This window comes from Bradyrhizobium sp. USDA 3240 (assembly GCF_054063295.1).
Map to the genome: position 1 here is coordinate 173,256 of NZ_JBSSGD010000002.1, position 25,728 is coordinate 198,983.

28 protein-coding genes, 1 tRNA gene and 1 pseudogene are annotated in these 25,728 nt (G+C 63.2%); 12 read left to right on the top strand and 18 right to left on the bottom strand.

Annotated elements, in window-relative coordinates:
* Positions 1 to 245: 245 nt before the first annotated feature.
* The 3 genes and pseudogenes from ACVIGA_RS01245 to ACVIGA_RS01255 all read right to left on the bottom strand — a co-directional run.
* Positions 246 to 1,342 (bottom strand): annotated as a pseudogene (locus ACVIGA_RS01245) (IS256 family transposase); the annotation flags it as partial.
* Positions 1,343 to 1,901: 559 nt separating this feature from the next.
* A complete protein-coding gene (locus ACVIGA_RS01250; RefSeq protein WP_456665004.1) occupies positions 1,902 to 2,132 on the bottom strand; it encodes a hypothetical protein in 231 nt (76 codons plus the stop codon).
* A 13-nt stretch (positions 2,133 to 2,145) separates the two neighbouring features.
* On the bottom strand, positions 2,146 to 2,535 hold the full coding sequence (locus tag ACVIGA_RS01255) for a hypothetical protein (RefSeq protein ID WP_456665005.1): 390 nt from the start codon (positions 2,533 to 2,535) through the stop codon (positions 2,146 to 2,148).
* Positions 2,536 to 2,572: 37 nt separating this feature from the next.
* On the opposite strand from ACVIGA_RS01255, the gene ACVIGA_RS01260 reads away from it, so the two are divergent.
* Complete coding sequence (locus tag ACVIGA_RS01260) at positions 2,573 to 2,770, top strand: hypothetical protein (protein WP_456665006.1); 198 nt, start codon at positions 2,573 to 2,575, stop codon at positions 2,768 to 2,770.
* A gap of 32 nt (positions 2,771 to 2,802) precedes the next feature.
* Here ACVIGA_RS01260 and ACVIGA_RS01265 read toward each other — a convergent pair whose 3' ends face one another.
* From ACVIGA_RS01265 to istA, 6 genes are all read right to left on the bottom strand, one after another.
* The gene (locus ACVIGA_RS01265) at positions 2,803 to 3,327 is read right to left on the bottom strand and encodes a hypothetical protein (RefSeq protein WP_456665007.1); all 525 of its coding nucleotides are present in this window, start codon (positions 3,325 to 3,327) and stop codon (positions 2,803 to 2,805) included.
* 2 nt (positions 3,328 to 3,329) lie between these two features.
* Positions 3,330 to 3,569: a hypothetical protein gene (locus tag ACVIGA_RS01270; RefSeq protein WP_456665008.1), complete on the bottom strand. Its 240-nt coding sequence runs from the start codon at positions 3,567 to 3,569 to the stop codon at positions 3,330 to 3,332.
* On the bottom strand, positions 3,566 to 3,832 hold the full coding sequence (locus tag ACVIGA_RS01275) for a hypothetical protein (protein ID WP_092114372.1): 267 nt from the start codon (positions 3,830 to 3,832) through the stop codon (positions 3,566 to 3,568). The genes ACVIGA_RS01270 and ACVIGA_RS01275 overlap by 4 nt, the downstream gene beginning before the upstream one ends.
* Positions 3,833 to 3,841: 9 nt before the next feature.
* Complete coding sequence (locus ACVIGA_RS01280; protein ID WP_456665009.1) at positions 3,842 to 4,531, bottom strand: hypothetical protein; 690 nt, start codon at positions 4,529 to 4,531, stop codon at positions 3,842 to 3,844.
* 80 nt (positions 4,532 to 4,611) lie between these two features.
* Positions 4,612 to 5,475, bottom strand: coding sequence for an IS21-like element helper ATPase IstB (gene istB / locus ACVIGA_RS01285; protein ID WP_166107168.1), 864 nt, complete (start codon positions 5,473 to 5,475; stop codon positions 4,612 to 4,614).
* Entirely contained in the window at positions 5,475 to 6,974 is a 1,500-nt protein-coding gene (gene istA / locus ACVIGA_RS01290) for an IS21 family transposase (RefSeq protein WP_166309211.1), read from the bottom strand. The genes istB and istA overlap by 1 nt, the downstream gene beginning before the upstream one ends.
* Positions 6,975 to 7,184: 210 nt before the next feature.
* Here istA and ACVIGA_RS01295 point away from each other — a divergent pair, with 210 nt between their 5' ends.
* From ACVIGA_RS01295 to ACVIGA_RS01335, 9 genes are read left to right on the top strand one after another with little or no spacing between them, the layout of a single operon-like run.
* Complete coding sequence (locus ACVIGA_RS01295) at positions 7,185 to 7,682, top strand: zinc-finger-containing protein (RefSeq protein WP_456665010.1); 498 nt, start codon at positions 7,185 to 7,187, stop codon at positions 7,680 to 7,682.
* Complete coding sequence (locus tag ACVIGA_RS01300) at positions 7,675 to 8,076, top strand: hypothetical protein (RefSeq protein WP_456665011.1); 402 nt, start codon at positions 7,675 to 7,677, stop codon at positions 8,074 to 8,076. The genes ACVIGA_RS01295 and ACVIGA_RS01300 overlap by 8 nt, the downstream gene beginning before the upstream one ends.
* 16 nt (positions 8,077 to 8,092) lie before the next feature.
* Positions 8,093 to 8,923, top strand: coding sequence for a hypothetical protein (locus tag ACVIGA_RS01305; RefSeq protein WP_456665012.1), 831 nt, complete (start codon positions 8,093 to 8,095; stop codon positions 8,921 to 8,923).
* Entirely contained in the window at positions 8,920 to 9,288 is a 369-nt protein-coding gene (locus tag ACVIGA_RS01310; protein WP_456665013.1) for a hypothetical protein, read from the top strand. Before ACVIGA_RS01305 ends, ACVIGA_RS01310 begins: the two co-directional genes overlap by 4 nt.
* Positions 9,281 to 10,024, top strand: a complete 744-nt coding sequence (locus tag ACVIGA_RS01315) for a DNA N-6-adenine-methyltransferase (protein ID WP_456665014.1) — start codon at positions 9,281 to 9,283, stop codon at positions 10,022 to 10,024. Before ACVIGA_RS01310 ends, ACVIGA_RS01315 begins: the two co-directional genes overlap by 8 nt.
* Positions 10,021 to 10,593 carry an NUMOD4 motif-containing HNH endonuclease gene (locus ACVIGA_RS01320; protein WP_456665015.1) on the top strand — a complete coding sequence of 191 codons (573 nt, stop codon included), beginning with the start codon at positions 10,021 to 10,023 and terminating at the stop codon, positions 10,591 to 10,593. Before ACVIGA_RS01315 ends, ACVIGA_RS01320 begins: the two co-directional genes overlap by 4 nt.
* Positions 10,590 to 11,498, top strand: a complete 909-nt coding sequence (locus ACVIGA_RS01325; protein ID WP_456665016.1) for an exonuclease domain-containing protein — start codon at positions 10,590 to 10,592, stop codon at positions 11,496 to 11,498. Before ACVIGA_RS01320 ends, ACVIGA_RS01325 begins: the two co-directional genes overlap by 4 nt.
* Positions 11,495 to 12,073: a DUF1643 domain-containing protein gene (locus ACVIGA_RS01330; protein ID WP_456665017.1), complete on the top strand. Its 579-nt coding sequence runs from the start codon at positions 11,495 to 11,497 to the stop codon at positions 12,071 to 12,073. The genes ACVIGA_RS01325 and ACVIGA_RS01330 overlap by 4 nt, the downstream gene beginning before the upstream one ends.
* Complete coding sequence (locus tag ACVIGA_RS01335; RefSeq protein ID WP_456665018.1) at positions 12,070 to 13,779, top strand: ATP-binding protein; 1,710 nt, start codon at positions 12,070 to 12,072, stop codon at positions 13,777 to 13,779. The genes ACVIGA_RS01330 and ACVIGA_RS01335 overlap by 4 nt, the downstream gene beginning before the upstream one ends.
* 644 nt (positions 13,780 to 14,423) lie before the next feature.
* Here ACVIGA_RS01335 and ACVIGA_RS01340 read toward each other — a convergent pair.
* The 4 genes from ACVIGA_RS01340 to ACVIGA_RS01355 form a co-directional block, all read right to left on the bottom strand.
* Positions 14,424 to 14,753 carry a hypothetical protein gene (locus ACVIGA_RS01340; protein ID WP_456665019.1) on the bottom strand — a complete coding sequence of 110 codons (330 nt, stop codon included), beginning with the start codon at positions 14,751 to 14,753 and terminating at the stop codon, positions 14,424 to 14,426.
* Entirely contained in the window at positions 14,754 to 15,167 is a 414-nt protein-coding gene (locus ACVIGA_RS01345; protein WP_176396289.1) for a hypothetical protein, read from the bottom strand.
* A 287-nt stretch (positions 15,168 to 15,454) separates the two neighbouring features.
* Positions 15,455 to 15,531: transfer RNA gene (locus tag ACVIGA_RS01350), tRNA-Val, on the bottom strand.
* A 92-nt stretch (positions 15,532 to 15,623) separates the two neighbouring features.
* Positions 15,624 to 16,028 carry a GFA family protein gene (locus tag ACVIGA_RS01355; RefSeq protein WP_456665020.1) on the bottom strand — a complete coding sequence of 135 codons (405 nt, stop codon included), beginning with the start codon at positions 16,026 to 16,028 and terminating at the stop codon, positions 15,624 to 15,626.
* 201 nt (positions 16,029 to 16,229) lie between these two features.
* Between ACVIGA_RS01355 and ACVIGA_RS01360 the strand changes: the two genes are divergently transcribed.
* A complete protein-coding gene (locus tag ACVIGA_RS01360; RefSeq protein WP_097673524.1) occupies positions 16,230 to 16,898 on the top strand; it encodes a GntR family transcriptional regulator in 669 nt (222 codons plus the stop codon).
* 1 nt (position 16,899) lies between these two features.
* Positions 16,900 to 18,111 (top strand): MFS transporter, encoded by a 1,212-nt coding sequence (locus ACVIGA_RS01365; protein WP_456665021.1) that lies wholly within the window; start codon positions 16,900 to 16,902, stop codon positions 18,109 to 18,111.
* Between the two features lie 95 nt (positions 18,112 to 18,206).
* Here the strand turns inward: ACVIGA_RS01365 and ACVIGA_RS01370 are convergent, their stop codons facing one another.
* From ACVIGA_RS01370 to tig, 5 genes are all read right to left on the bottom strand, one after another.
* Positions 18,207 to 18,731 (bottom strand): cupin domain-containing protein, encoded by a 525-nt coding sequence (locus tag ACVIGA_RS01370; RefSeq protein ID WP_456665022.1) that lies wholly within the window; start codon positions 18,729 to 18,731, stop codon positions 18,207 to 18,209.
* 222 nt (positions 18,732 to 18,953) lie between these two features.
* Positions 18,954 to 21,383, bottom strand: coding sequence for an endopeptidase La (gene lon, locus ACVIGA_RS01375; RefSeq protein WP_375774986.1), 2,430 nt, complete (start codon positions 21,381 to 21,383; stop codon positions 18,954 to 18,956).
* Positions 21,384 to 21,702: 319 nt separating this feature from the next.
* On the bottom strand, positions 21,703 to 22,977 hold the full coding sequence (gene clpX, locus ACVIGA_RS01380) for an ATP-dependent Clp protease ATP-binding subunit ClpX (RefSeq protein WP_024583449.1): 1,275 nt from the start codon (positions 22,975 to 22,977) through the stop codon (positions 21,703 to 21,705).
* Positions 22,978 to 23,431: 454 nt separating this feature from the next.
* On the bottom strand, positions 23,432 to 24,067 hold the full coding sequence (locus ACVIGA_RS01385; RefSeq protein ID WP_223967219.1) for an ATP-dependent Clp protease proteolytic subunit: 636 nt from the start codon (positions 24,065 to 24,067) through the stop codon (positions 23,432 to 23,434).
* 197 nt (positions 24,068 to 24,264) lie between these two features.
* Entirely contained in the window at positions 24,265 to 25,623 is a 1,359-nt protein-coding gene (tig, locus tag ACVIGA_RS01390) for a trigger factor (RefSeq protein WP_456665023.1), read from the bottom strand.
* Positions 25,624 to 25,728: the final 105 nt, after the last annotated feature.

Sequence of the window (25,728 nt, forward strand, 5' to 3'; positions counted from 1 at the left end):
CGCCACGCTTCGCCACGAGGTCGCCCGCGCCCGCCAAGGATAATCCCGCCTGACGGCAAGTGCCAGCCAGGAATGCAGTCCCGTTCCACGCCAGCATGCCGCCGTGCTCGGGCCGGTCAAGGCCAAGCCTTGCGGTGGCCGCAAACGCGGCCAGCCTTGACCGCCCCTGCGCGCGGCGGCTGCGAGATCGGTGGCCGGGACGGAAGAATGGCCCGCGGCGCAGCCGAGCAAAAGAATGGACGTACGCGATTTCTGCAATCGTCATCTCGGTCATTAAAAAATCGCTTGTCCATCTCATCCGTCGTGCGCAAGTGATCCCAATGCTCGGCAGGGAAGTCGTAGAAGGCCAGCAGCGCGTCGCGGTCCTTGGCGAGGCATTCGACCGCCCGGCCGTACTTGGCGCGGTATTTCTCGGCGAAGACGTCGATCGCCGCTTCGGCGGCCGCCCGGTTCGGCGCCCAATAGACCTCGCGCAGGTCCTTCTTCATGGTGGCCTGGACCGAGAGCGGGACCTTGTCCAGACGTTGACGGTCTTGTGCCACCAGCAGCGCTGGTGCCGCGTGCCGGGAAAGACCTCGTCAAGAGCCTTCCAGAAGCCGAGCGCGCCGTCACGAACGGCAATTTCCGGGGCGATTTGCAACCCGCGCTGCTTCACGTCGATCAGGAGCTCACGCCAGCTCTGCGCGCTCTCCCGGACGCCGACCTGAAAGCCAATCAGTTCCTTCTTCCCTTCCGGCGTCGCGCCGATCAGCACCAGCATGCATTCGCCGTGGTCTTCCATGCGCGCCTGCAGGAAGACGCCATCGGCCCACACATACACGTAGCGTCGCGCCGACAGATCGCGCTTCTGCCAACGCTCGTACTCGCCCTGCCACTCGGCCGTCAGCCGGGAGATGACCGCCGGCGACAAGTTCGGCGCGTCCTTGCCCAGCAGGGCCGTCAACGCCTCCTGGAAATCGCCGGTCGAGATGCCGCGCAGATACAGCACCGGCAACAGCGCATCCAGGCTCCGGGTGCGCCGCGCCCACAGCGGCAGGATCGCCGAGCTGAACCGGATCCGCTCGCTATCGCCGGCCGCCCCGCGGTCCCGAATCTTTGCCCGCGCGACCTCGACCGGTCCGATGCCGGTCGCAATCGTTCGCGCCGGGCCGTAACCATGTCGCACGACACGGGCGCGCCCGTCGGCCAGCTTCAAATCCTTCACCGTGGCAAGAAACGTCTCGACTTCGATCTCCACGGCCTGCGCCAGAAGCTCCCGAGCACCAGCTCGCAGAATATTGGTCAGTGGATCGTCGCTATCGTCGGGCTGACGAAGGGCAACAATATTGCTAGTCTCGTTCATGGCGTATCGCTCTCCTTGAGAGGTTCTGGCAGGCTCGACACCCGCCTCGATACGCCGCCTATCTCATTCCGTCATCACCCACTTTCCCGCATAGCTCACCGGTAGTTCGATAGACCTCAGCCCCTCGAAGGCTGAGAACCCAGCTACCGCAAGACGGCGAGACCTCAACCCATGGCCCCCAGCGGCCGAGCTCTCGCGTCGGCGTAGTCAGCGCGGGCCGCTCGCTATTGCGCGATGAGAGCGCCGACCTCGTAGGCGAGCGCGAGCAGGCTGATGCCAACCAGCAAAATCATTGCGGCCGGAAACAGTGATGTGGACTTGGAAATCACGACATCGCTCATGCAACCAGACATAGTCTCGGCCGGTCGCCGATCATATCCGGACTGATACGGAGAGCGTCCAGAAACGCAAAAAGCCCGGTCATCCCTCTCGGGACAGCCGGGCAAGGTTGCAGTTTGGGTCGCAGGTTCGGGAAGCGTATCGCTACGCGACGCCCCTTGGTTTCCGTCACAACTTGGAGGGCAACGACGGATTCATCGCGGCGCGGGCATGAACCGGATCAGTTCTCCCTATGCGTCGAGGGTGCACCGGAGTCGCAGGCGCCGTCACAGGCCGATGCCTTTGTCACGCTGGCGAGCACAAGACACAGCGCGAGGATGAGCACGCCAAGCAACGCTGAGCCAAAGCCGAGATTGACGTCATCGGCCGACGTCGAAACGTTCACGACCACGAAGCCGACTGCGATCGCCGCGGATCCAAGCAAGACGAGTCCCCACAGAACGAGGTCCATCGCGGCAAATCCATCAGATGTAGAAGAATGCCGCGGCAAGACCCGCCGCGATCAGAGACGAGATCAACCAGACGTTCCGCCCCCAACTGTCCGGAGCGAACACTCTGATGACGCAGACTATGCCGAGGATCTCGCCGGCCGCGCTCACGATGAGGATCGACCGGAGTTCGTCCCAGTTCACCGCAACGCCAGCGCTCTCGATGTGGCACATCCACCAGACCGGACCGAAGATCAGCGCTTGAAAGAAGAGCAGCACAAAGATCGAGATCGCGGCTTGGAGCCTGGTCCGGTGAAACCCGCTTTGCAGGATCTCACGCGTCATGTAAGCCACGAACATCGTGCAAGCGAACACCAACAGGAAGAAGAGCGTTCCGCTCAATCCCTCGATCAACCTGGACGTCATTTCAATTCCTGTGAGGTTGGCCCGACGACCTCATGTCGTGGACGAGTTGGGCGATTGGGTCCGACTGCCTCACGCTCGAGGTTCGGGAAAACTCGATGGAATCACGCAACTTGCCTTGCGCTTCACCGATGTTCCGATCTGCGGCATCGAGCCGACGCATCGTGACGTTATGATCGTGGAGCGCATTCTCCGCGGACGCTTTCTCAATCTCGTCATGATCAAACGGATCGATTAGATACAATTGACGTAAAATGGTCTGCAGAAGGTTCATCGCCCCCTCCGCGATACCATTCCATCCAGTTTCACAGCGAGCTGCGCCAGCATCGCCTTCATTTCGACTACAGTATTGAAGGAGGACTGCACCCCATTCCTGGCGTCGGTGACCATGCCGGTGTTCACCCTCACCGCCTCGGCCTGCGCCCCAATCGCTAGCGCAACGTCCTTCAGCTTTTCGATGTTGCCGTTGTGGTAGAATTCGATCCGCTGGTTGACCATCTCGAAAGCCGTGGCCTGCACTCTGATTGCTTCGGCGAGCGCTTCGGTGACCTTGTTTCGCTCTTCGGTCGACTCTGCGACCTTGGTCAGTGCCGCGTTGTTGGCCTCGACCAGCTTGCTGAATGTGGCGAGCTCCGTCTTCCGCTCGGCGTGCAGCCTGTTGTTGATCCGGAAAAGGACGACAAGGCCTGTGACAAGCGCTGCGATCGTGCTCAGAAGCACGGTAATGACGGCACCAGCGAAGCCCATGCCGGCAAGCGTCTGGGTCACAATCTCCGGCGTGCCGGCGGCGCCCATCATCACTTCCCCGCCTTCTTGCGCCCAGCGCAGGCCCGGGCGATATCGCGGTCACCGATCGCCTGCACCGCGACCGCGGCGAGCGCGCTGTTCGGCGCCGCCCGGAGCTCGGTGGCAACCAGTTTCTGGAAGTCCTGGGACCAAGCGCGGACCGGCGGACAAACGACCGCCGGCGCCGTGTCTGGCATCGTGCAGGTAAGCTGGACAGCGATGAAGGCCCAGCCCGTACAGGTGAATGTCACGCTGAGCCCTCCTCGAGCCGCTTGATGGCGTCGTCGACCGATTTCGGGGCGTTGGCTTGCGCCTCGAGCTCGGCTTGTTGCGCATCAATGGTGGCGTTCTGCTGCTGGACCGTGGCCTGAGCCGCGCCGAGATCCTTGGCGTTCTGGTCGGCACGCTGCCGCGCCAAGTAATCGTTGAGCGAGCTCCCGAAGGCGTTGAAGAACGCCTCCAGGAGCGGCTGCAGGGCGGTCAGGACGGCGGCTAACGTTGCCCCGCTGAACATGACGCGCCCTTACGTTTTGGAGACGCTCGAGACCGCGGCGGTGACGTCCGGGACGGCATCCGGCGCCAGGTTCAGGCGGGCGATGATCTTCTGGGCGATGGCATCCGGACCACCCATCCAGGAGGTCAGCCGGTCCGGCGAGTGGTCAAGGACGTACTGCAGAGCCTGTGCCAGCACCTGGTTGTGCACGTCGACGGTCAGTGCCTTATCCTTCGTGGCGTCCTTCACCATGTTGATGGCGTAGTCGATCCCCTTCGAGATGAGCTGATCGGCGCGCATGGAGACGATGACGGCGTAGATCTGCGCCGGGAGCTTCCGGAGCAGCCAGGTCACGAAGGCGAGGATCAGCGTCCCGATGGCGCTGGCCCACTGCGAGATCGCGGCTCCATATGCCCACGTCACCTTGGTGGTGTCGCTGGTTGCCTGAGCGACGGTCTCGGGAGCCGCGGCATCGGCCGCGAAGGCGACGTCGATCGCAAGGGATGCGCCGACAAGCACGGCAAACACGAGCGCGAACGGCCGCACACTCCGCGGCAGGACGACGGCGGCCAGCACCAGGCCGAGCAGCACGACGATCAGGGTGCCGGTCGGATAGAAGGCTTGCCCCACGGCAGCGAAGGGCGACTTGGAGCCTGCCAGCGCCAAGCTCGGCGCAAGCAAAAGCGGCGCGGCAAAAGCCGCGCTGTAGATGCGGTTCATATTTCACCTTTTTGGATGTGGAAATGCGCGAGGTCCGTCGCGCGGCGGGCTATGCGACCTCAAACGGATCGGCGAGATTGTCAATCGGCGTTCGACTGGGACCCCCTATCGGCATCCAAAAGGGACCCCTTTGATCGGCGTGCTCTGCTGGTAGCGCTCGGGTCGTCGGAGCTGGTCGGGGTTGCGGAGACGGCGCGAGCGCGGGTTGTTTGAACATCGTCGCGGCTTTTGAATCGCCAGCTGTCGTTGCCGGTCTCGACGATGTCGCAGTGATGGGTCAATCGGTCGAGTAGCGCGGTGGTCATTTTGGCATCACCGAACACACTGGGCCATTCGCCGAACGCAAGATTGGTGGTGACAATGATGGAGGTGCGCTCGTAGAGCCGGCTGATGAGATGGAACAGGAGCTGACCGCCGGATTGCGCGAACGGCAGATAGCCCAGCTCGTCGAGAACGATGAAGTCCATGCGGGTCAGATGCTCGGCGAGCCGTCCCTGCCGACCGTTGCGGGTCTCGGTCTCGAGCCGGTTGACGAGGTCGACGACGTTGTAGAAGCGTCCTCTGGCGCCATCGCGGATGCAACTTCTGGCGATGGCAATCGCCAGGTGGGTTTTGCCTGTACCGGTGCCGCCAACCAGCACGACGTTGCGTTGTTGGGCGATGAAGCCGCCGCCAGCGAGATCATTGACGAGAGTCTGATTGATCGGCGTGCCGTCGAACTGGAAGTCGGCGATGTCCTTGGCGAGCGGCAGCTTTGCAATGGTGAGCTGGTATTTGATCGACCTGGCTTGCTTCTCGTTGATCTCGGCGTTGAGCAGGTCGCCGACAATGCGTTGAGGCTCGTGCTGGCGCTTGACGGCAGTTGCCATGATCTCGTCGAAGGCAGCCTTCATGCCGTAGAGCTTAAGTTCGCCCATGAGGTCGAAGATTTGGGTTCGTTCCATCAGATGGTCCTCCGGAGGTTGTCGTAGCGGGCACAATCGGCGATCGGTGCATGACGGAGCGTCAGTGCGGCCGGCGTCATGATGTTGGCCGGTGGGGCGGGTTCACGTTGACGGGCCAGGATATTGAGAACGACATCGGCGGAATGGACGCTGTGACTGAGCGCTTCGGCACAAGCCGCTTCCACCGCGGACAGACCGTCAGTCAGCACCGCGGTGAGGATGTCGACCATCTGCCGATTGCCATCGTCGGTGCTGGCCAGCTTGCGCCGGATCCGCTCGATCGCGGCCGGCAGCACCCAGTCTTTGAAGGGAGCACCGTTGCGCAAGGCGCCGGGTTTGCGGGCGAGCACCGGCACATAATGCCAGGGGTCGTAGACGGTATCGCCGCGGCCAAAGGATCGCGGGTGCTCGGCAACGATACGTCCATCCTGACGGATCACGATGCGATCGGCATAGGCTTGAACCTCGACCGGTCGTCCGACTGCACTGGCTGCGACCGAGTACTTGTTGTTGTCGAAGCGCACCAGGCAGGTCTTCGAGACCGATGCTGTCACCGCATGGAAGCCGTCGAAGCGGCCGGCATAGGGAACGAGTTTGGGGCGTTCGGCTTCGAACACGTCCCAGATCGTCTGATCGACCAGCTCCGGATGGCGATGAGCCTTGGCGTAGGCGATGCACTTGTCGAGCAGCCAGGCGTTTAACTCGTCGAGGTTTTTGAACCGCAGCCGCGGCGTGAAGAAGCGCTCCCGGACCAGCCCGACCTGGTTCTCGACCTGCCCCTTCTCCCAGCCCGACGCTGGCGTACAGGCGACCGGATCGACCAGATAGTGGCTGCACATCTGCAGGAAGCGGCGATTGTAGAGACGGCCTTTACCGACAAAGATCGTCTCCACCGCGGTCTTCATGTTGTCGTAGATGCCGCGGGTGCAGGTGCCTTTGAACAGGGCGAATGCCCGGTCGTGGGCGTCGAACACCATCTCCTGCGTCTCCCGCGGATAGGCCCGCACGAACAGCATGCGACTGTGACAGAGCCGAACATGAGCAGCCTTCACCATCACCGTGGTGCCGCTCAGCAGGACCACCTCGTGGCTCCAGTCGAACTGGTAGGCTTCGCCTGGTGCAAAGCTCAGCGGCACATAAGCCGACGCTGTCGAGGTGCCGCGTTCCTTGGTCCACCGTCGGGCGTATCGACGAACCGCATCATAGCCGCCGGCATAACCCAGGCCGCGGAGTTCCTCGAATAGCCGGATCAGCGTCAGCCGTTCCCGCGCCGCCTTGCTCTCATTCCCTGCCAGCAACCGATCAAGCTCGGCACTCCAGGCACCCATCTTCGGGAGCGGCTGCGTCTCGCGCTCGTACCGGAACTCCGTCGCTTGAGAACGAATGACCTTGCGAACCACCTTCCGCGATACGCCAAGTTCTCGGCAGATCGCCTTGATCGGACGACCATCAACAAAGTAGGCGCGACGGATCTTACCAATCGTCTCCACCACCAGCATCCCAACCTCGGCTTCCATGACTCGATGGAAGCCACTGTGGACCCTTATCCCGGGGTCCCGATTGGATGCCGATCACCCCGAAACGGGGTCCTTATTCCATGCCGAAACACACCTCCACCGCAAAGGCTCTTGGGACGAAAACCCCGAGGTCGTCGCCCTCACCTTCCAAGTCATCATGGCGAACATCGATGAGCCGGAGGCACGCGCAGCATGACCGAGACCGCTCCAATCTGTTGCGGAGTCGCCACTCGTCTGACGACCGGCACCGAGATCTATCCGCACCGCCGCCGCGACCTTCACTGGAAGCACTTCTATAAGTGCGATCGCTGCGGCGCCTACTGCGGCTGCCACCCCGGCACCACGAAAAGCCTCGGCACGCCGGCGAACGCTACCACACGCGCTGCGCGATCGAACTTGCACGACAACGTCTTCGATCCGATCTGGAAGAGCGCGCTTGAAACCGGCCATTACTCACCGGAGGACCACCGGGCCGAGAACCGGATCAAGAAGGCCGCACGATCGCGGCTTTACCGCTACCTGGCGCACCACCTCGGGATCGATCGCGATGACTGCCATTTCGGCATGTTCACGCTGGAACAGTGCCAGCGCGCGACCGAGATCTTGACCGGGCTGACCTATCGAGCGGTCCGGGATTGGCATTACGCACAGGTCAAGCAGAACAGCAAGGCGGAGACCGCCCATGGCTGACGTCACAGGGCCTATCTCCACCCTTCCCGGCTCCGGGCACCGTCTGCCGGACGGCACTATGTGCGACCGGCACTCAGACCGGCCGGCTGTCGCTCGCATTCAAGGCGAGACCGACTCCTTCGGCTCGGAGATGAATGATCTCTGCCAAGAATGCCTTGAGGCGCACCGCTCTTATGCACGATCGCCGGAGGCGCGGTCCGGCCGGTGTGACTGGTGCAAGCAGAGCGCAACGGACCTGCGCAACGCCCGCGACATCGACGAGGGCTCCGCAGGACCGGTCTATCGCATCTGCGGCGCCTGCCACCAGAAGCAGCACGAGGCAATCCAGGAAGAATTGCGCCAGCACGAACACGACTTCCCTTGGGACGACGGCGACTACGATGAATACGACTGAAAGCAGATCGACATTGGTGCCGAGCGAGGTCGTCACGGCCCTGAGCCTGCTCAACTGCCACGCCCGCGACCACGGCTGCGGGCGCGACGCGATCTACCATTACAAGGGCCTCGTGGCGATGATCTACGCTGCGGTGGGCCAAGCTAATGCGCGGCCGGTCGGCGTGATGGCGAAGTGCCACAATTGCTTCGGAACCAGAAAATTCTATTGCCAGTACAACGGCCAGACCGAGGAGTGGTGCCGGACCTGCGCGCGCACCGGATACGTATTCCTGCGATTCACGGAGACGACGATCCAAGGCCACGGCTGGCACCATCCGTGGATCACGGTAGGCGAAGAGATCTATCGCAAGTCCAGCGCGGCGACGGCCACGCAATACGATGCCGCGCCCCGATCGTTGTGGGTGACGAAGCCGGACCAACAGCCCGAGAACATCGCCTTTGGCTCCGTCGGCGATTGGAAACCGAACATCCCTGGCGAGAAGCTTGTCGGCGAGCGCGCCGCCGAACTGCTCAACTTAGTCGAGGACTGGCTGTTTTTGGACGAACTACGGGTCGAGCCGGCTCTTCGCTGGCGGCTCGAGCAGGCCCAACGCGCCGCGGTTGAATACAGCCTCGCCCTCGGCTCGCTCGGCGATCGCTGCCACTATTGCGACGATCAATCTCGATCTGGCCAGGGTCACTACAAGAAGCCGTTCCAATGGACGGTCCGGTGCTGCGAGGTCCATCAGAAGATGGACGTTGCGACATGGGATTGCGCCGTCCCGTCTACAGCGCTCACGCCGGCCGTCTTGAAATGGGCTGAGCGCCGCTGCTGGTCGGTGGAGCGGTCTGGAGCGTCGCCATGAGCAGGTCTCGCTCGCAGGAGCCTGATTACGACCGCGACCGGTTCGTTAGCGACCCATCGTATCGCGACGGCGTGAGCGACGGCGTCATTTTCATGGCCGCATCGGAGGAAAGAGAAAGAGCGCGGAGAGCAAAGGAGAACTGGGCTCGGTGGGAGGAAATGCTTCGCTCCCGACTGTTCGGTTGGGATGGCGAAAGCTGGGTCTGCTACTTCTGGCGCACCGGTTGGGACCATTTCTCTTTCGGGCTCCCCATCTGTTTCGGAGCGCCGAACATCGAGATCCATCTCCCGTTCGGCTTTCTCAGGATCGGCCGGCGGACTGATCGACGCGAGCGGCGAGCAGTGAAGGAGGCGGCGGATGCATAGCGCCCCTCTCTTTGCCGGCATCGGCGGCCACCAAACTCCGCGGCGCGGCCGCACGGACAACTGGCTGACTCCGCCTTGGCTGCTGCGCATGTTCGGCGGCTGGGAATCCTTCGACTTGGATCCGAGTGCGATGGTCGACCAGCCGTGGCCGACTGCCCGCCGCCACTACACGATTGCCGACAACGGGCTGCTCCTGCCTTGGGAAGGCGACGTCTGGCTCAACCCGCCCTATCTGCGCGGGCTGCTCGGCCGCTTCATGGCGCGAATGGCGGCGCACGGCCGCGGCGTCGCGTTGATCTTCGCCAGGACGGAGACATCGACATTCTTTCGTTACGTCTGGGATCGCGCCACCGCGGTCCTGTTCCCCCGCGGCCGGATCGACTTCTGCACGCCAGACGGCGGCGCCGCCGGCGACTCCGGCGCGCCGTCGGTTCTGTGCGCCTATGGCGATCGACATGCCGAGGTGCTGGCTTCCGTCGATCGCAACTTCGGCCAGTTCGTGCCGCTGCGCCTGCCTCGGAGCGTCGTTGTCCTCGCGCTGGCCAAAACCTGGCGCGACGCGATCACGGATTGGCTGCGCGCGCAGCGCGGTCCCGTCGCCCTCTCCGACATTTACCGCGCCTTCGCGTCCCATCCAAAGGCGGCGGCCAACCCGAATTACCAAGCCAAGATCCGGCAGGTGCTCCAGCTGGGCGCCGGCGTGCGGGTCGGCCGTGGACAATGGAGCGCAGCTTGACCGAACGCTGGCTTCCAGTTGTCGGCTTCGAAGGGAAGTATGAGGTCTCTGAGCTCGGCCGTGTCCGAAGCCTCGACCGCATCGAGACCTATGTCCGGCGCGACCAATACAGCGGCCGCGATCTAACAATCCGGCGAAAGCATCGTGGCCGGATACTTCAGCCTGGCCCGCAAGTGAGCGGCCATCTCACCGTTGTGCTCGGGCGAGAGGAAGGCTCTCGGCTCGTCCACCACCTCGTGCTTGAGGCTTTCGTCGGGCCGCGCCCGGCCGGACATGAAGGGTGCCACCGCAACGACCTTCCCGACGACAATCGTCTCAGCAACCTGACCTGGGGAACGCGCTCGCAAAACGTGAAGGACGCTGTTCGGAACGGGAAGCGCCAATCAGGCGGTAGGTACAAGGCGAAACTGCTCCCAGAACAGGTTTCGGAAATCCGGCTGACGATCGGCATCCGACCCAAGGGGGCGAAGGGGAAACCTTCCATCGCATCCGTGGCGGCAAGTTACGGCGCAGGCGAGTCCTGCATCCGGAAAATCATCAACCGTCAGCACTGGAGAAGCCTTCAATGATTATTCGCTCGACGGATCTGGAAACGACCGGATTGGACGAACGAGCCGAAGTGATCGAGATCGGCGCGCACGACATCCGCGACGGCAAGCTCTATTCGCTGCCGCGACGTACCTTCGTGAAGCCGGCGGCGCCCATTCCGCCGAGCTCGTCTGGCATTCACCACATCATGGACGCCGACGTCGCGGATGCGCCAGCGTGGAACACCGCCTGGCGGATCCTCGTCGAGATGGAGGATGATGGCGAGGAGCTGCAATTCGCGGCGCATATGGCGTCCTACGAGAGGCAATTCCTCGACCCGCTCATCAAGGCGCACTGGATCTGCACATGGAAGTGCAGCTTGCGACAGTGGCCCGATCTCGACAGCCACTCTCTCCAAGCGCTGCGCCATGCGCTCAAGCTGGAGCCCGCCGACCCGACGCTTGCGATGCCGCCGCACCGTGCCGCGCCGGACGCCTATGTCTGCGGGCTCCTGGTGCTCGAACTCCTGAAACATCAGACCGTGGAAACGCTGGTGCAGTGGAGCAACGAACCGGCTGTCTTCACGAAATTCGACTTCGGGCAGTTCGACGGCAAGCCACTGTCGGCTGCCGATGACGGCTACATGGATTGGCTCGCCAACAAAGACCACAAGATGGGAGAGGATTGGCGCTGGAACGCTCGCCGCGAGATCGAGCGGCGCGGTACCGTCAAGCGGAAACAAGCGCTGGATCTCCTGCTGCCCGCGATCGCCGGCGCCGCCACCGTCGCCGATCTCGAGAACTGGTACCACGGGTCGGGCCCCTATCTGGCCAAGCATGCCATCCTGATCGGCTCGCCCGAGTACGACACGCTGATCCAAGCCTGCGCGGCCCGGAAGAAGGCCCTGATCGAAGGCGGCCAGCCGCAATTCGGGACGACGTCATGAACGCGGCGCTCCACAATCCGGGCGGCAAGGTCAAGCTGCGGCTCGCCGATGGCGTCGCCGGTGACGCCATGTTCTGGGGCGAGAACGATTGCTATCGGCCGATGCTGACCCGCAAGTGGGTGAACCTGTTTACTGCTGGCACTAGGCTGCCGAACAACTTCGTCCTTTGGATTGGCATGAACCCGTCGGTCGCCGATGCCAACGTCGACGACCCCACCATGAACAAGGTGATCGACTTCTCGATGGAGTGGGGTTTCGACGGCCTCGCCATGATGAACGTCTGCGACTACCGCGCAACCGAACCCGCCGCGCTTCTCAAGCCCGGCGTAGCACCGCGGAGCAAGGGCAATCTGCCGCTTATCCGCGACACCGCGAAGCAAGCCGCCAGGATCGTCTGCGCCTGGGGCAACCTTCACCGCAACCTCGTGCATTTCGCGGTGGATGCCGAAGACGCTTTGCTTCGTGACGGACACGAAATGTGGTGTCTGGGCCTTAACAAAGGCGGCACGCCGAAACACCCGCTCTACGTCAGAGGCTACACGCCCCTCATTCGTTTTAAGGAGGTTCCTCTATGACTTTCGTATTCCCGCGCACCGTTTTGGAGCAGCACACTGCATTCCTAGGCAAGACGGGCTCGGGCAAGACATCCACGGCGAAGCTCGCGGTCGAGCAGATCCTCACCGCCAACCCGGCCGCTCGAGTCTGCGTCCTCGACCCGATCAAGTCGGATTGGTGGGGCATGACATCGAGCGCCGACGGTCAGCGGCCCGGCCTGCCGTTCTACATTCTCGGCGGTCCGCGCGGTCATGTCCCACTGCATGACTCTGCCGGCAAGGCGATCGGCGAGCTCGTCGCCACCGGCGATCTTCCGCTGTCAATCATCGACATGGCGGACTTCAACGCTGGCGGCCTCCAGAAATTCTTCAATGACTTCGCCCCCCCTGCCCTGATGAAGCGGATGCGCGGCGTCGTCTATCTCGTGATCGAGGAAGCGCATGAATTCGCACCGAAGGAGCGCGCCGGCATCGGTGCCGAGAACCTCGCGATCCACAACGCCAAGAAGCTGGCGACCGCGGGCCGGTCGAAGGGTATCCGCCTGATGGTGGTGACCCAGCGCACCCAGGCGCTGCACAACGCCGTGCTCGGCAGCTGCGACACCATGATCGCGCACCGCCTAACGGCGCCGGCCGATCAGGATCCGGTCAAGAAGTGGCTGAAAGCGAACGTCGACAAGGTGACCTTTGAGCGGGTTTCGTCATCCCTCGCCTCGCTGAAGACGGGCACCGGCTGGATTTGCTCCGGTGAGGCGCAGGTCGCCGACATGGTGCAGTTTCCGAAGATCTCGAGCTTCGACAATTCCGCGACACCGACGGACGGCGACGCCGAATTGCAGGTGAAGACCGCGGCGGTCGATCGCGATCGGCTGCGCGCCATCATCGGAGACGCTGTCAGGCTGGCGGAGGAGAATGATGTGCCGCGGCTGCGGGCCGAGATCGCGCGGCTCGAGTCCCAACTCGGCACGGCCGCTGGGGCTGCGCCGCAGGCGATCGCTGCGGCGCGCCAGGAAGGCTTCGAGCGCGCGTGTCGAGAGGCGCGCGCAGATCTCGCCGCCCGTATCAGCCATCTGGGCATGGAATTTCGAGCCGCGCTGCACGAGCTCGAGGGCCGCTTCATCACTTCGCTCAGCACGATCCGGATCGAAGTCGTGGACACCTTCGCTAAGAAGACTGATACGCCCGTCAGCCCGGTGTCGCCCGCGCGCGCTTCACCGCCCGCGCAGAAGCCGCAGACCCCCAACGCAACCGGCAACCTTCCGGGCCCCCAGCAGCGCATCCTGAATTCGCTGGCGACCTGGGCCAAGATGGGCCACGACGCGCCGGCCAACGCGCAGGTGGCATGGCTCGCGGGATACAGCCCGACTTCTTCATCATATGCGAACCCGCGAAGCGCGCTGAAGACTGCAGGCCTAATCGATTATCCGCGCCCCGATTGCCTGACGATCACGCCGGCCGGTCGCGCCGCGGCCAATCCGATCAAGCTGACCGGCTCGCTGCTCGATTTTGTCCTTGGCAACCTGGGCGGCCCGGAAAGCAGGATCTTGGGCGCGATCGCCGCGCATCATCCGAAAGCGATCCCGAACGCGAAGGCCGCGGAAGGCGCGCAATACTCGGCGACCTCGAGCAGCTACGCCAATCCGCGGAGCGCGCTGCGCACCAAGGATCTCATCACCTATCCCGAGAAGGACCACGTCCGCGCCGCGGACTGGCTCTTTGCGTCTTGAAGGCACCTCCATGTCTCGCGCCCTCACCATCCTCAACGAAACCGGCGACGTCACCAAGCGCCCCGGGATCGACCCGGTCGCGCGCGGCGTCGAGACGGTGTCGCCATGACCACGCGCGTAATCACACCAGAGAACTACCTGACTGAGGATGAAGTTCTCGCGCAATGGCCGATGCTGAAAGCCAGCGAACTCCGAAAAGCCCGGAGGACAAAGGCGGTCGACTTCTATGCGTTCCGCTCGGGCCCCTGCTACACTGCCGAGCAGGTGCAGGCCTACATCGACAAGACTTACCTACGGAAAGGCGATCAATGCGAGACAACCAGCACCATGGCGCCGGCACCGGAAACGTCCAGCCCACCGACGGCGCCGAAGAGGCCTTCAGTCTCGATGGATGGTACCTCGACCGCCCGTACCCACAGCGCGGTAACGGCGTCTATGCCTGCCGGTATGACGCCGGAACTGGCGTCGTCCGCCGCCGCTCTCTTAGAACAACAGATTGGGAAGTCGCCAAAGTCAGACTCGCCGCGCTCATCCTCTCGGCGCCGGCCACCGCAGGGGCCACCATCCCTGGCCCTGATCAGGTAATGACCACGGCCGCACTCGCGAGCTACATCAAGGGACACGCCACGACCATCAGGTCGGAGTCAGATGCGATCCGGGCCGGCGAACTTGCAAAGCAATATTTGAACGACCAAGCCAAGGCGCCCATGGCGCCCGTTTCGTTCTGGACTCCGGCGCGCCAACTCGACTTCGCGAAATGGCTGCACACGAAGTTCGGTCACACGCCCGCGTCGATCGAGCGGCGGCTTGATGTGCTGTGCTCCGCCTTCAATGAAATGACCGAGGTTAAGCTGCGCAAAGATCCGTTCGACCAGGACGTCGAAACCGCGCTGATGACCCACGCGCCGAAGTTCGTTTACAAGCGCGACCGGATCGCGAAGGAATTGAAGATCCCGCCGTCGAAGCCGCGGCATTCAACCAGCACTATCGAAGATATCGCGCGCGTCCTCGACGCGATCGAGCACGAACATCTCTTCCGTTACGCGATCCTCGCCCTCAACACTTGGGCGCGGCCCGAGGCAATCTTCGACTTCTCGCCGCGCGTGCAGCGAGAGCATGGTCTGATCTATCTCAACCCGCCGGACCGCTTCCAGACCAACAAGCGCCGTGCGACGATCCTCGAGACGCGGTGTCTCGGCGGCTGGCTGGACCTTTGGGCTGCGATCGACGCAAGGGCGCGTCGCGAAGCGGTGCTGGCGGGCGAGCCGCCGCCCCCTGAGGCGTTGCTGGTCTTCCAGGGTGAGCGAGTGCGGGCAGTGAAGAAGTCGCTCAAGAGCGCCGTGAAGGCCGCTGGCGTGACCAAATTCAGCCCGGGCTCGTTCCGCCATTTCATGGCCAGCAAGATCCGACCGATGTGCCGCGGCGTCACTCGCGAACAGCGCTCGATCTGGCTGGGCCACTCCCTGAAGGAAGGGTCACGGACAACCGACAACTATGAGGCCTTCGATCCGGAATTCCTTTCCGACGTCGCTCTCGGCATCGACTTCATCATGCAGCAGATCCAGAACCACTGCCGACGGGACCTGTTTGCTGTTGAAGTTCGGTTGAATGCGCGCGAGCTCGCTCGCATCGGCGCCAAGCCAGAGAAGAAAATCAAGGCAAATCAGGAAGGTAGTGGTGGGCGGCGAGAGATTCGAACTCCCGACCCTCTCGGTGTAAACGAGATGCTCTAACCAGCTGAGCTAGCCGCCCTTACCTGCGCGCCTCTTTAGCCTCGCCCGCCCCTCGGGCGCAAGGTCGCGAGGGCCGCAAGGCCCCAATCCGTAGGCTTCAATCCTTGGGTTTCAATCCTTGGGCCGCGCCGGCAATCCCTTGAGATCATTGATCCAGGGCGCGGCGGAGCGGCACCAGACCTGGCGTCGCGGGGTCAATTCGCCGCGCTGGCGAATGCTGCCCCAGCGGATGCCCCAATCGTCGGGACCGCCATCCTCGCCGCTGGTGAACAACGGGGAACCGCAATCGCCACAAAAATGCTGGAAGCGGATCCGGCCGTTATCGCCCCGCTTGCCATAGATCTTCGGAGCACCTCCGGTCAGCCGGACCTGCTCGGCGGCGCAGATCACCGTGACGCGATAGGGCGAGCCGGTCAGCGCCTGGCAGTCCGTGCAATGGCAGATCGACACCCGTTCGGGATTGATCTCGGCTTGATAGGTCACGGCGCCGCAATGGCATTGCCCGTCGATCTGCATCCGCGCTCTCCCAATTCGGCGCCGCGCAACAAGGCGGTCGCCCAAGAGGTCGTTCCCGAGGATGCGGCCCGCAAGGCATCCGCGACACGGTGTGGTGCCCGTTGGGACAATGCTGGTATCCCAAAATGGGATTGTTTGGGATACCAATTCGGGATACGTCGACAGGGTTCTAAAACTATACTCCCACACCGGCAGACCGCCTTGTCGCAGATGCTTCAGATCCACGACCAGCTCCGGGAGATGATCCTCTCCCTCGACCTCGGCCCGGGCGAGCGGCTGACGGAGCGCTGGCTCGAGAGCCGGTTCGAGGGATCGCGCACGCCGATCCGCGCCGCGCTGGTGCGGCTCGAAGGTGAAGAGCTGGTCCGCCGCGACGGCCGCAACTGGATCGTCGCACCGATCGACCTCGGTGAGCTGGAGGCGCTGGCGGAGTTCAGGATCCCGCTGGAGACGACGGCCGTCCGCCTCGCCTGTGCGCGGGCGAGCGCGGCCGACATCGCCGGCGTCGAGGAGATGCTGGATGCCTGCCAGTCCGGCGCGCCGCGCGAGGAATGGCACCGGGTCGGCACCGACTTCCATGTCGAGATCGCTCGCCTCTCCGGCAACCCCTTCATCGTCAAGGCGATCGCGGGCGCCATGACCCGGCTGTCGCGGGCGCGCTGGCTCGAGGTGTGGACCGAACCTTCGCGCGAGCAGGCCTGGCGCGAGCACCGGCGCATTCTCGGCTTCATCAAGGCCAACGATCCGGATTCCGCTGCGCGCGAGGCCGCCGATCACATCACCGACACCCGGGATCGCCTGCTGCGTTCGCTCAACGAGGACCGTCGCGGCCTACGGGCGCGTGGCTTCGCCGTGATCGGGCTGCGCTGACATGAACATGGAGATCGATCGCGAGGCGGCCCTCGACGCCGGCCCCTGGAGGCGCAACCTCGTCGCCTGCGTGATCGGATCCTTCACGACCATCGTGGGGATGACGCTGCTGTTGCCGTTCCTGCCGCTTTATGTCGAGCAGCTCGGCGTGACCGACCATGCCGCCATCGTGCAATGGTCGGGCGTAGCCTACGGCGCGACCTTCTTCAGCGCGGCGCTGACGGCGCCGCTGTGGGGACGGCTTGCGGACCGCTATGGCCGCAAGCTGATGCTGATCCGCGCCAGCCTCGGCATGGCAGTCGCCATGTCGCTGATCGGCATGGCGCACAATGTCTATGAGCTGGTCGGCTTGCGGCTGTTGACCGGCCTGCTCGGCGGCTACGCCTCGGGCTCGACCGTGCTGATCGCGTCGCAGACACCGAAGGCGCGCTCCGGCTGGGCGATCGGCGTGCTGTCGGCCGGCATCATGGCCGGCAGCCTAGTCGGCCCCTTGGTCGGCGGCGTGCTACCGGGCCTGATCGGCATCCGCGCGACCTTCTTCCTGATCGGCGGCGTCATCTTCATCACCTTCCTCGGCACCACCTTCCTGATCCGCGAGGAGGCGCGTCCGAAGACAGCGAAAGGCGCCAAGGCGCGTGGCAGCTGGTCGCTGGTTCCGGACAAGCGTCCTGTCGTCGCGATGTGGGGCACCGGCCTGCTGCTGATGATCGCCAACATGTCGATCGAACCGATCATCACGGTCTATGTCGCGCAGCTGGTCGAGACGCCGCAGGTGACGTTCGTCGCCGGCCTCGTGATGTCGGCAGCGGCGTTCGGCAGCCTGCTGTCGTCGTCGCATCTCGGCAAGCTCGCCGATCGCGTCGGCCATTGGCGGATCATCACCATCTGCCTAGCCGCATCCGCACTGCTGCTGATCCCGCAGGCTTTCGTAGTCAGCGGCTGGCAGCTGATCCTGCTCCGCTTCCTGATGGGGCTCGCGCTCGGGGGCCTGCTGCCCTGCATCGCAAGCGTGATCCGGCACAGCGTACCCGACACGGTCACCGGCAGCATGCTGGGCTACTCGATCTCGGCGCAATATGCCGGCCAAGTGATCGGCCCGCTCGCCGGCGGATTCATCGGCGGCCATATCGGCATGCGCGCGGTGTTCCTCGGCACCAGCGTGCTGATGGCGCTCGGGGCGATCGGCAATTTCCTCGTCGAGAAAAAGGAGTAGTTGCGCACGGTGGTGCATTGGCAACCCTGCGCACCTCGCGGCGCACAGGGCAACCCGCTAGCCTGATCTGGCGGCCCGCGGCGAGACCAGATGCCTCATGCCAATAGTTCGGTCCGGTATTTCGCGGACAGTGCCTTTGCTCTTTCAATGCGTTCAGCTCGCTCGGCCTGACTGAGGGTTGGCGGCGGCGCAGTACGACTCGCGACCGGATCGCCCACTGCCAAGAATAACTCCTCCTGGCCTGCCGGCGTGCACATGCAGAGCATGCGGACCGGCTTGTCGGACCTGTTCTTGAACGCGTGAGGCGCGTTGGCAGGGATGTTCACGGTCGAGCCGGCGCCTGCCCGATATGGTTGCCCCCGGAAGATCAACTCAACCTCGCCGTCCAGAATGGTGAACATCTCCTCGAACTCGTGACGGTGCGGCGGCGGGCCGCCGCCGGGCGGCACCAGCATGTCGATCAGACAGTAGCGGCCGCCGGTCTGCTCGCCGGACACGAGGATGGTGTAGGTACCGCCGACGATCGAGACATGGCGAAGCATCGGATCGTCGAAATGCGCCAGCGTAAGGTTCCGGTTGATATCGTCAGGAGGCAGTGGCGCTCCAGGCTGCGTGGTCATCTGATCGCTTCCTTCTGATCTGGGATCGGCTTCAGAAACGCTTCTTGTCGAAGGCCAGACCGCATCAAACGATTTCGTCCGCGATGTGACGCCCTGACCGCCAGACGGCATTTATTGTCAATGCATGGTCTCGTGCGCGAGATCGGCCCCCCCTTCCGCACCAGAGCCAAAACAAAAACGGCGCCCGAAGGCGCCGTTTCATTATTTCGATTGGAGTTTCGCTCAGTGCGCCGTCAGGCCACCGGACGCCTCATCCGAAGCGTCGGGCTTGACGTCGACCTTGCTGGTCTCCTCTTCCCAGACGATCGGCACGGGCACGCGGGTCAGCGCCTTGGCAACGACCTCATCCAGCCGCGAGACCGGAATGATCTCCATGCCGCCCTTGATCGCATCGGAAATCTCCGTGAGATCCTTGGCGTTGTCCTCGGGGATTAGCACCGTCTTGATGCCACCGCGCGCGGCAGCCAAGAGCTTCTCCTTCAGACCGCCGATCGGCAGCACGCGGCCGCGCAGCGTGATCTCGCCGGTCATCGCGACATCGTGGCGGACCGGAATGCCGGTCATGACCGAGATGATCGCGGTGGCCATCGCCACGCCGGCGGACGGACCGTCCTTCGGCGTTGCGCCCTCCGGCACGTGAACGTGGATGTCGCGGCGATCGAACATCGGCGGTTCGATGCCGTAGACGATCGCGCGCGAGCGGACGTAGGACGCCGCCGCCGAGATCGACTCCTTCATCACGTCGCGCAGATTGCCCGTGACGGTCATCTTGCCCTTGCCGGGCATCATGACGCCTTCAATGGTCAGCAGCTCGCCGCCGACATCGGTCCACGCCAGACCGGTGACGATACCGACCTGATCCTCGTCGTCGATCTCTCCGAAGCGATACTTCGGAACGCCGAGGAACTCTTCGATGTTCGCCTCGGTGACCTTCACCGACTTCTTCTTGGAGATCATCAGCTCCTTCACCGCCTTGCGGGCGAGTGTGGAGAGCTCACGCTCAAGGTTACGCACGCCCGCTTCGCGGGTGTAGCGGCGGATCATCAAGAGCAAGGCCGCGTCGTCGATCGACCATTCCTTGGAGTCCAGACCGTGCTTGGAGATCGCGCTCGGGATCAGATGCTTGCGCGCAATCTCGACCTTCTCGTTCTCGGTGTAGCCGGCGATCCGGATGATCTCCATGCGGTCCATCAGCGGTCCCGGAATATTCAGCGTATTCGCGGTCGTGATGAACATCACGTTGGACAGGTCGTAGTCGACCTCCAGGTAATGGTCGTTGAAGGTCGAGTTCTGCTCGGGGTCCAGGACCTCCAGCAGCGCCGACGACGGATCGCCGCGGAAATCGGCGCCCATCTTGTCGATCTCGTCCAGCAGGAACAGCGGGTTCGAGGTCTTCGCCTTCCGCATCGACTGGATGATCTTGCCGGGCATCGAGCCGATATAGGTGCGGCGGTGACCGCGGATCTCGGCCTCGTCACGCACGCCGCCGAGCGACACGCGCACGAACTCGCGGCCGGTCGCCTTCGCGATCGACTTGCCGAGCGAGGTCTTGCCGACGCCGGGAGGCCCGACCAGGCACAGGATCGGTCCGGTCAGCTTGTTGGCGCGCGACTGCACCGCGAGATACTCGACGATACGGTCCTTGACCTTCTCCAGCCCGTAGTGATCGGAGTCCAGCACCGCCTGCGCGGCCTCGAGGTCCTTCTTGACCTTGGACTTCTTGCCCCACGGAATCGACAGCAGCCAATCCAGATAATTGCGCACGACGGTCGCTTCCGCGGACATCGGCGACATCTGACGCAGCTTCTTCAGCTCGTGCTGGGCCTTCTCGCGCGCTTCCTTGGAGAGCTTGGTCTTGGAGATCTTCTCCTCCAGATCGGCCAGCTCGTCGCGACCTTCGTCGTCGCCGAGTTCCTTCTGGATCGCCTTCATCTGCTCGTTCAGATAATACTCGCGCTGAGTCTTCTCCATCTGGCGCTTGACGCGCGAGCGGATGCGCTTCTCGACCTGCAACACCGAGATCTCGCTCTCCATCAGGCCGAGCACCTTCTCCAGGCGCTGGGTGACGGACAACGTCTCCAGGATCGCTTGCCGATCGGCAATCTTGACCGCGAGATGCGAGGCAACGGTGTCGCCGAGCTTGGCGAAATCGGTGATCGCCTGAACCACGCCGACGACTTCGGCGGAGATCTTCTTGTTCAGCTTCACATAGCTTTCGAAGTCGGACACGACTGAACGCGCCAAGGCCTCGGCCTCGACCGAGGTGGCGTCCGCGTCGGCGAGTGCGACCGCGGTCGCTTCGTAATACTCGCTGCGGTCGGAATACTTCTCGACACGCGCGCGCTCGAGGCCCTCGACCAGCACCTTCACGGTGCCGTCGGGCAGCTTCAGGAGCTGCAGCACGCTGGCGAGCGTACCGGTCTCGTAAATTGAATCGGGAGCCGGATCGTCATCGGACGCGTTCTTCTGCGTCGCGAGCATGATCAGCGCGTCGTTCTTCATCACCTCTTCGAGCGCGCGGATCGATTTCTCGCGGCCGACGAAGAGCGGCACGATCATGTGCGGGAAGACGACGATGTCGCGGAGCGGCAGCACCGGATAGGAGTGGCTTTCGCCGTGGACGATCGTTGGCCGGGGTTTTGATGTCGTCATGGCCTTATCCTTTTGTTTTGCCCCCTTGCACGCAGTCCGCCTGCTTGCGCAACCGCCACAAGGTGCCTTGGTGATCCGGAATTAGATTGCCGTCAGCAGCCGCATATTCCGCATCGTAAAGCGACGAATCTCAGCACATGAGATCCCTCACCGATAGCATTAGGTGGCTATCAGGCGGGGGGGTGTCAAGTCTGAGAAGTGCCGGGAAATATAGGCTAAACAGGCATTTACTGCGACGCGAAAATGGCCTGCTGCTGCGCCACAACGGCCGCCGGATCGCCCGGCAGCCGCATGAATTGCGACGACAGAAAGTTGCGCCTTAGGCGCTCGCGCTGCTCTCGACGGCGCGGTCGGAACGATCAGCATAGATGTAGAGCGGACGCGCCGTGCCCTCGACGACCTCGCGCGAGATCACAACTTCCTCGACACCTTCGAGGCCCGGAAGGTCGAACATGGTCTCGAGCAGGATGCTCTCCAGGATCGACCGCAGGCCGCGCGCACCGGTCTTGCGCTCGATCGCCTTGCGGGCGACCGCGCCAAGCGCCTCGTCGGCGAAGGTGAGCTCGATGTTCTCCATCTCGAACAGCCGCTGGTACTGCTTCACCAGCGCGTTCTTCGGATCGGTCAGGATCTTCTTCAATGAGGCCTCGTCGAGGTCTTCCAGCGTCGCGACGACGGGCAGACGGCCGACGAATTCCGGGATCAGGCCATACTTCAGCAGATCCTCCGGCTCCACGTGACGGAAGATCTCGCCGGTACGGCGATCCTCCGGCGCGAGCACCTGCGCCGCGAAGCCGATCGAGGTCGAACGGCCGCGCGCGGAGATGATCTTCTCGAGGCCCGAGAAGGCACCGCCGCAGATGAACAGGATATTGGTGGTATCCACCTGCAGGAACTCCTGCTGCGGATGCTTGCGGCCGCCCTGCGGCGGGACCGAGGCCACCGTGCCTTCCATGATCTTCAGCAGCGCCTGCTGGACGCCCTCGCCCGACACGTCGCGGGTGATCGAGGGATTGTCGGACTTGCGGCTGATCTTGTCGATTTCGTCGATATAGACGATGCCGCGCTGCGCCCGCTCGACGTTGTAGTCGGCGGCCTGCAGCAGCTTCAGGATGATGTTCTCGACGTCCTCACCGACATAGCCGGCCTCGGTCAGCGTCGTGGCGTCAGCCATGGTGAAGGGCACGTCGAGGATGCGGGCCAGCGTCTGCGCGAGCAGCGTCTTGCCCGAACCGGTCGGACCGATCAGCAGGATGTTCGACTTCGCTAGCTCGACGTCGTTGTGCTTGGTCTGATGGTTAAGCCGCTTGTAGTGATTGTGGACGGCGACCGACAGCACCTTCTTGGCATGGCTCTGGCCGATCACGTAGTCGTCCAGGACCTTGCAGATTTCCTTCGGTGTCGGGATGCCGTCGCGCGACTTCACCAGCGAGGACTTGTTCTCCTCGCGAATGATGTCCATGCAGAGTTCGACACACTCGTCACAAATGAAGACAGTCGGTCCGGCAATCAGCTTGCGAACTTCATGCTGGCTCTTGCCGCAGAACGAGCAATATAGCGTGTTCTTGGCGTCGCTCGTGCCGACCTTACTCATTCATTATCTCCGTCCGCCGTTCGACCTCGTTTGCCAGATCGACCCAATCCGGCACAAAACCGGAGTATTGGGTAGATAGAGCAAATTCCGTACCAAAAAAGACCCTACGCAATACTGACCGTGTGGATCACGGTTTATTCGAATCTCCGCGATCATAGCCGATGCATTACAGCCAACCATGCTGGCACCCGACTATCAAGAATTCGCTAATCGGGGGGCAGGCTCAAGACCGTGACAATACCGTGATTTTCCACGATCGTACGTGGAATACGCGTCGAAATCCATGGAACGTTGCGGGATTACCACGCCGGGCCATGAGCACGAAAGCGGAACTTTCTGGCCCCGCGTATGCGCTTGCGAGGTACTCCGCCGTCCTGCTTTGCCGACTATGTGAGGCGTCAATGTGGAGATCACACCGACGCCCCGGGTCGCCTGTCCAGATCAGCCGGCGTCGTCAGGCAGCTTTGGCCGCCGACGGGTCTTCCGGCCGCTTGTCGATGACCTTGTCGACGAGACCGAACGTCTTGGCATCCTCGGCAGTAAGGAATTTGTCGCGCTCGAGCGCGTCCTCGATCGCCTTGTAGGTCTGGCCGGTGTGCTTCACGTAGATCTCGTTGAGGCGCTTCTTGAGATTCAGGATCTCCTGAGCGTGCAGCATGATGTCGGTGGCCTGGCCCTGGAAGCCGCCGGACGGCTGGTGCACCATGATGCGCGAGTTCGGCAGCGAGAAGCGCATGTCCTTTTCGCCGGCAGCCAGCAGCAGTGATCCCATCGAGGCCGCCTGCCCCGTGCACAGCGTCGATACCGGCGGACGGATGAACTGCATGGTGTCGTAGATCGCAAGGCCCGACGTCACCACGCCACCCGGCGAGTTGATGTACATCGAGATTTCCTTCTTCGGATTCTCGGCCTCAAGGAACAACAGCTGCGCGACGGTCAGCGTCGACATGCCGTCCTCCACCGGACCGGTGACGAAGATGATGCGCTCTTTCAGCAGGCGCGAGAAAATGTCGTAGGCGCGTTCGCCGCGATTGGTCTGCTCGACGACCATCGGCACGAGGTTCATGTAGGTTTCAACGGGATCGCGCATGAAAGAACCCAAGGGTTAGGGGTGATGCAGAACGTTAAGGCTTAACCCAGATATGGGCCAATTTCCGGCCGACAAGACCGGCACTAGCCAACTGGGCAGGTCGCAGAAGTTCAAGCCGATTCGCGTCGGCGCGCCTAGCGACGGAGGCCCGTCGCAGGCGTGCTTTCACGGTTCATCATTAACGCGAGGTGCCGCAATTAAGCGGCAGTTTTCTCGGCGTCTTCATCCTTGAACAGCTCATCCTTCGAGACCTTCTTCTCGGTCACGTTGGCGAGCTCCAGGACGAAGTCGACGACCTTGTCCTCGTAGATCGGGGCGCGGAGCTGGGCCAGCGCCTGGGCGTTGCTGCGGTAGTAATCCCAGACTTCCTTCTCGCGGCCCGGCATCTGGCGCGCGCGCTCGATGACAGCGCGCGAGACCTCGTCGTCGGTCACGGTGATCTTGTTCTTCTCGCCGATCTCCGAGAGCACGAGGCCGAGGCGGACGCGGCGGTCGGCGATCTTCTGGTACTCGTCCTTGGCCGCATCCTCGGTGGTGTTCTCGTCGGCGAAGGTCTTGCCGGTCGAGTCCATCTCGGCCTTGATCGAGTTCCACATCAAGTTGAACTCTTCCGCGACAAGCGACGGCGGGGCCTCGAACTTGTGGCTCTCGTCGAGCCGATCGAGCAGCGCGCGCTTGACCTTCTGGCGGGTCGCACCGGCGAACTCGGCGGTCAGGCGCTCGCGCATCAGCTCCTTTAGCTTGTCGAGCGACTCGAGGCCGAGCGTCTTGGCGAATTCGTCGTCGACCGTGACCTCACCGGGCGCCTCGATCAGCGTCGCCGTGGTCTCGAACTCGGCCGGCTGGCCGGCGAGCTTTTCATTGAGGTAGTTCTTCGGGAACGGGACCTTCAGCGTGCGGGTCTCGCCCGTGCCGATGCCGATCAGCTGCTCCTCGAAGCCCGGAATGAACTGACCGGCGCCGATCACGACCTGGATGCCCTCGCCGGTGCCGCCCTCGAAGGCTTCACCGTTGATGGTGCCCTTGAAGCTGATGGTGACGCGGTCGCCCTTCTCCGCCGCCCCTTCGGCCTTGGCATTGTACGGACGGCTGCCCTCGGAGACGCGCTTGATGGCATCGTCGACGTCGGCGTCGGAGACATCGACCACCGGCTTCTCGACCGAGAACGACTTGAAATCGGCGAGCTGGATCTGCGGCACGACCTCGATCGCGACCGTGTAGGTCAGGTCGGTCTTGCCCGACAGCAATTCCTCGACCTGGTCCTTCTCGGTCGGCATCGTGATCTTCGGCTCGCCGGCGAGGCGGAAGCCGCGATCTTCGAAAATCTGCCGGTTGGTGTCGCTGATGGTCTGGTCGATGGTCTCGGCCATGACCGAGCGGCCGTAGATCTTCTTCAGGTGCGCAACCGGCACCTTGCCGGGACGGAAGCCGTTGAGACGGACCTTGTCCTTGAGGTCGACCAGCTTGGCGCCCGCCTTGGCATCGAGATCGGATGCCGGAACGCTGATCTTGAATTCGTGCTTCAGTCCCTCGTTGAGGGTCTCGGTGACCTGCATGGTATCAATCTTCTTCCGCTTTTGCCGCGGCCCGAGCGGCCGTGGCAGTGTCCAGTCTGTTCGACGGTGAGCCTTGCGGCCTAACGTCTGTGGGTTCGGCGAACC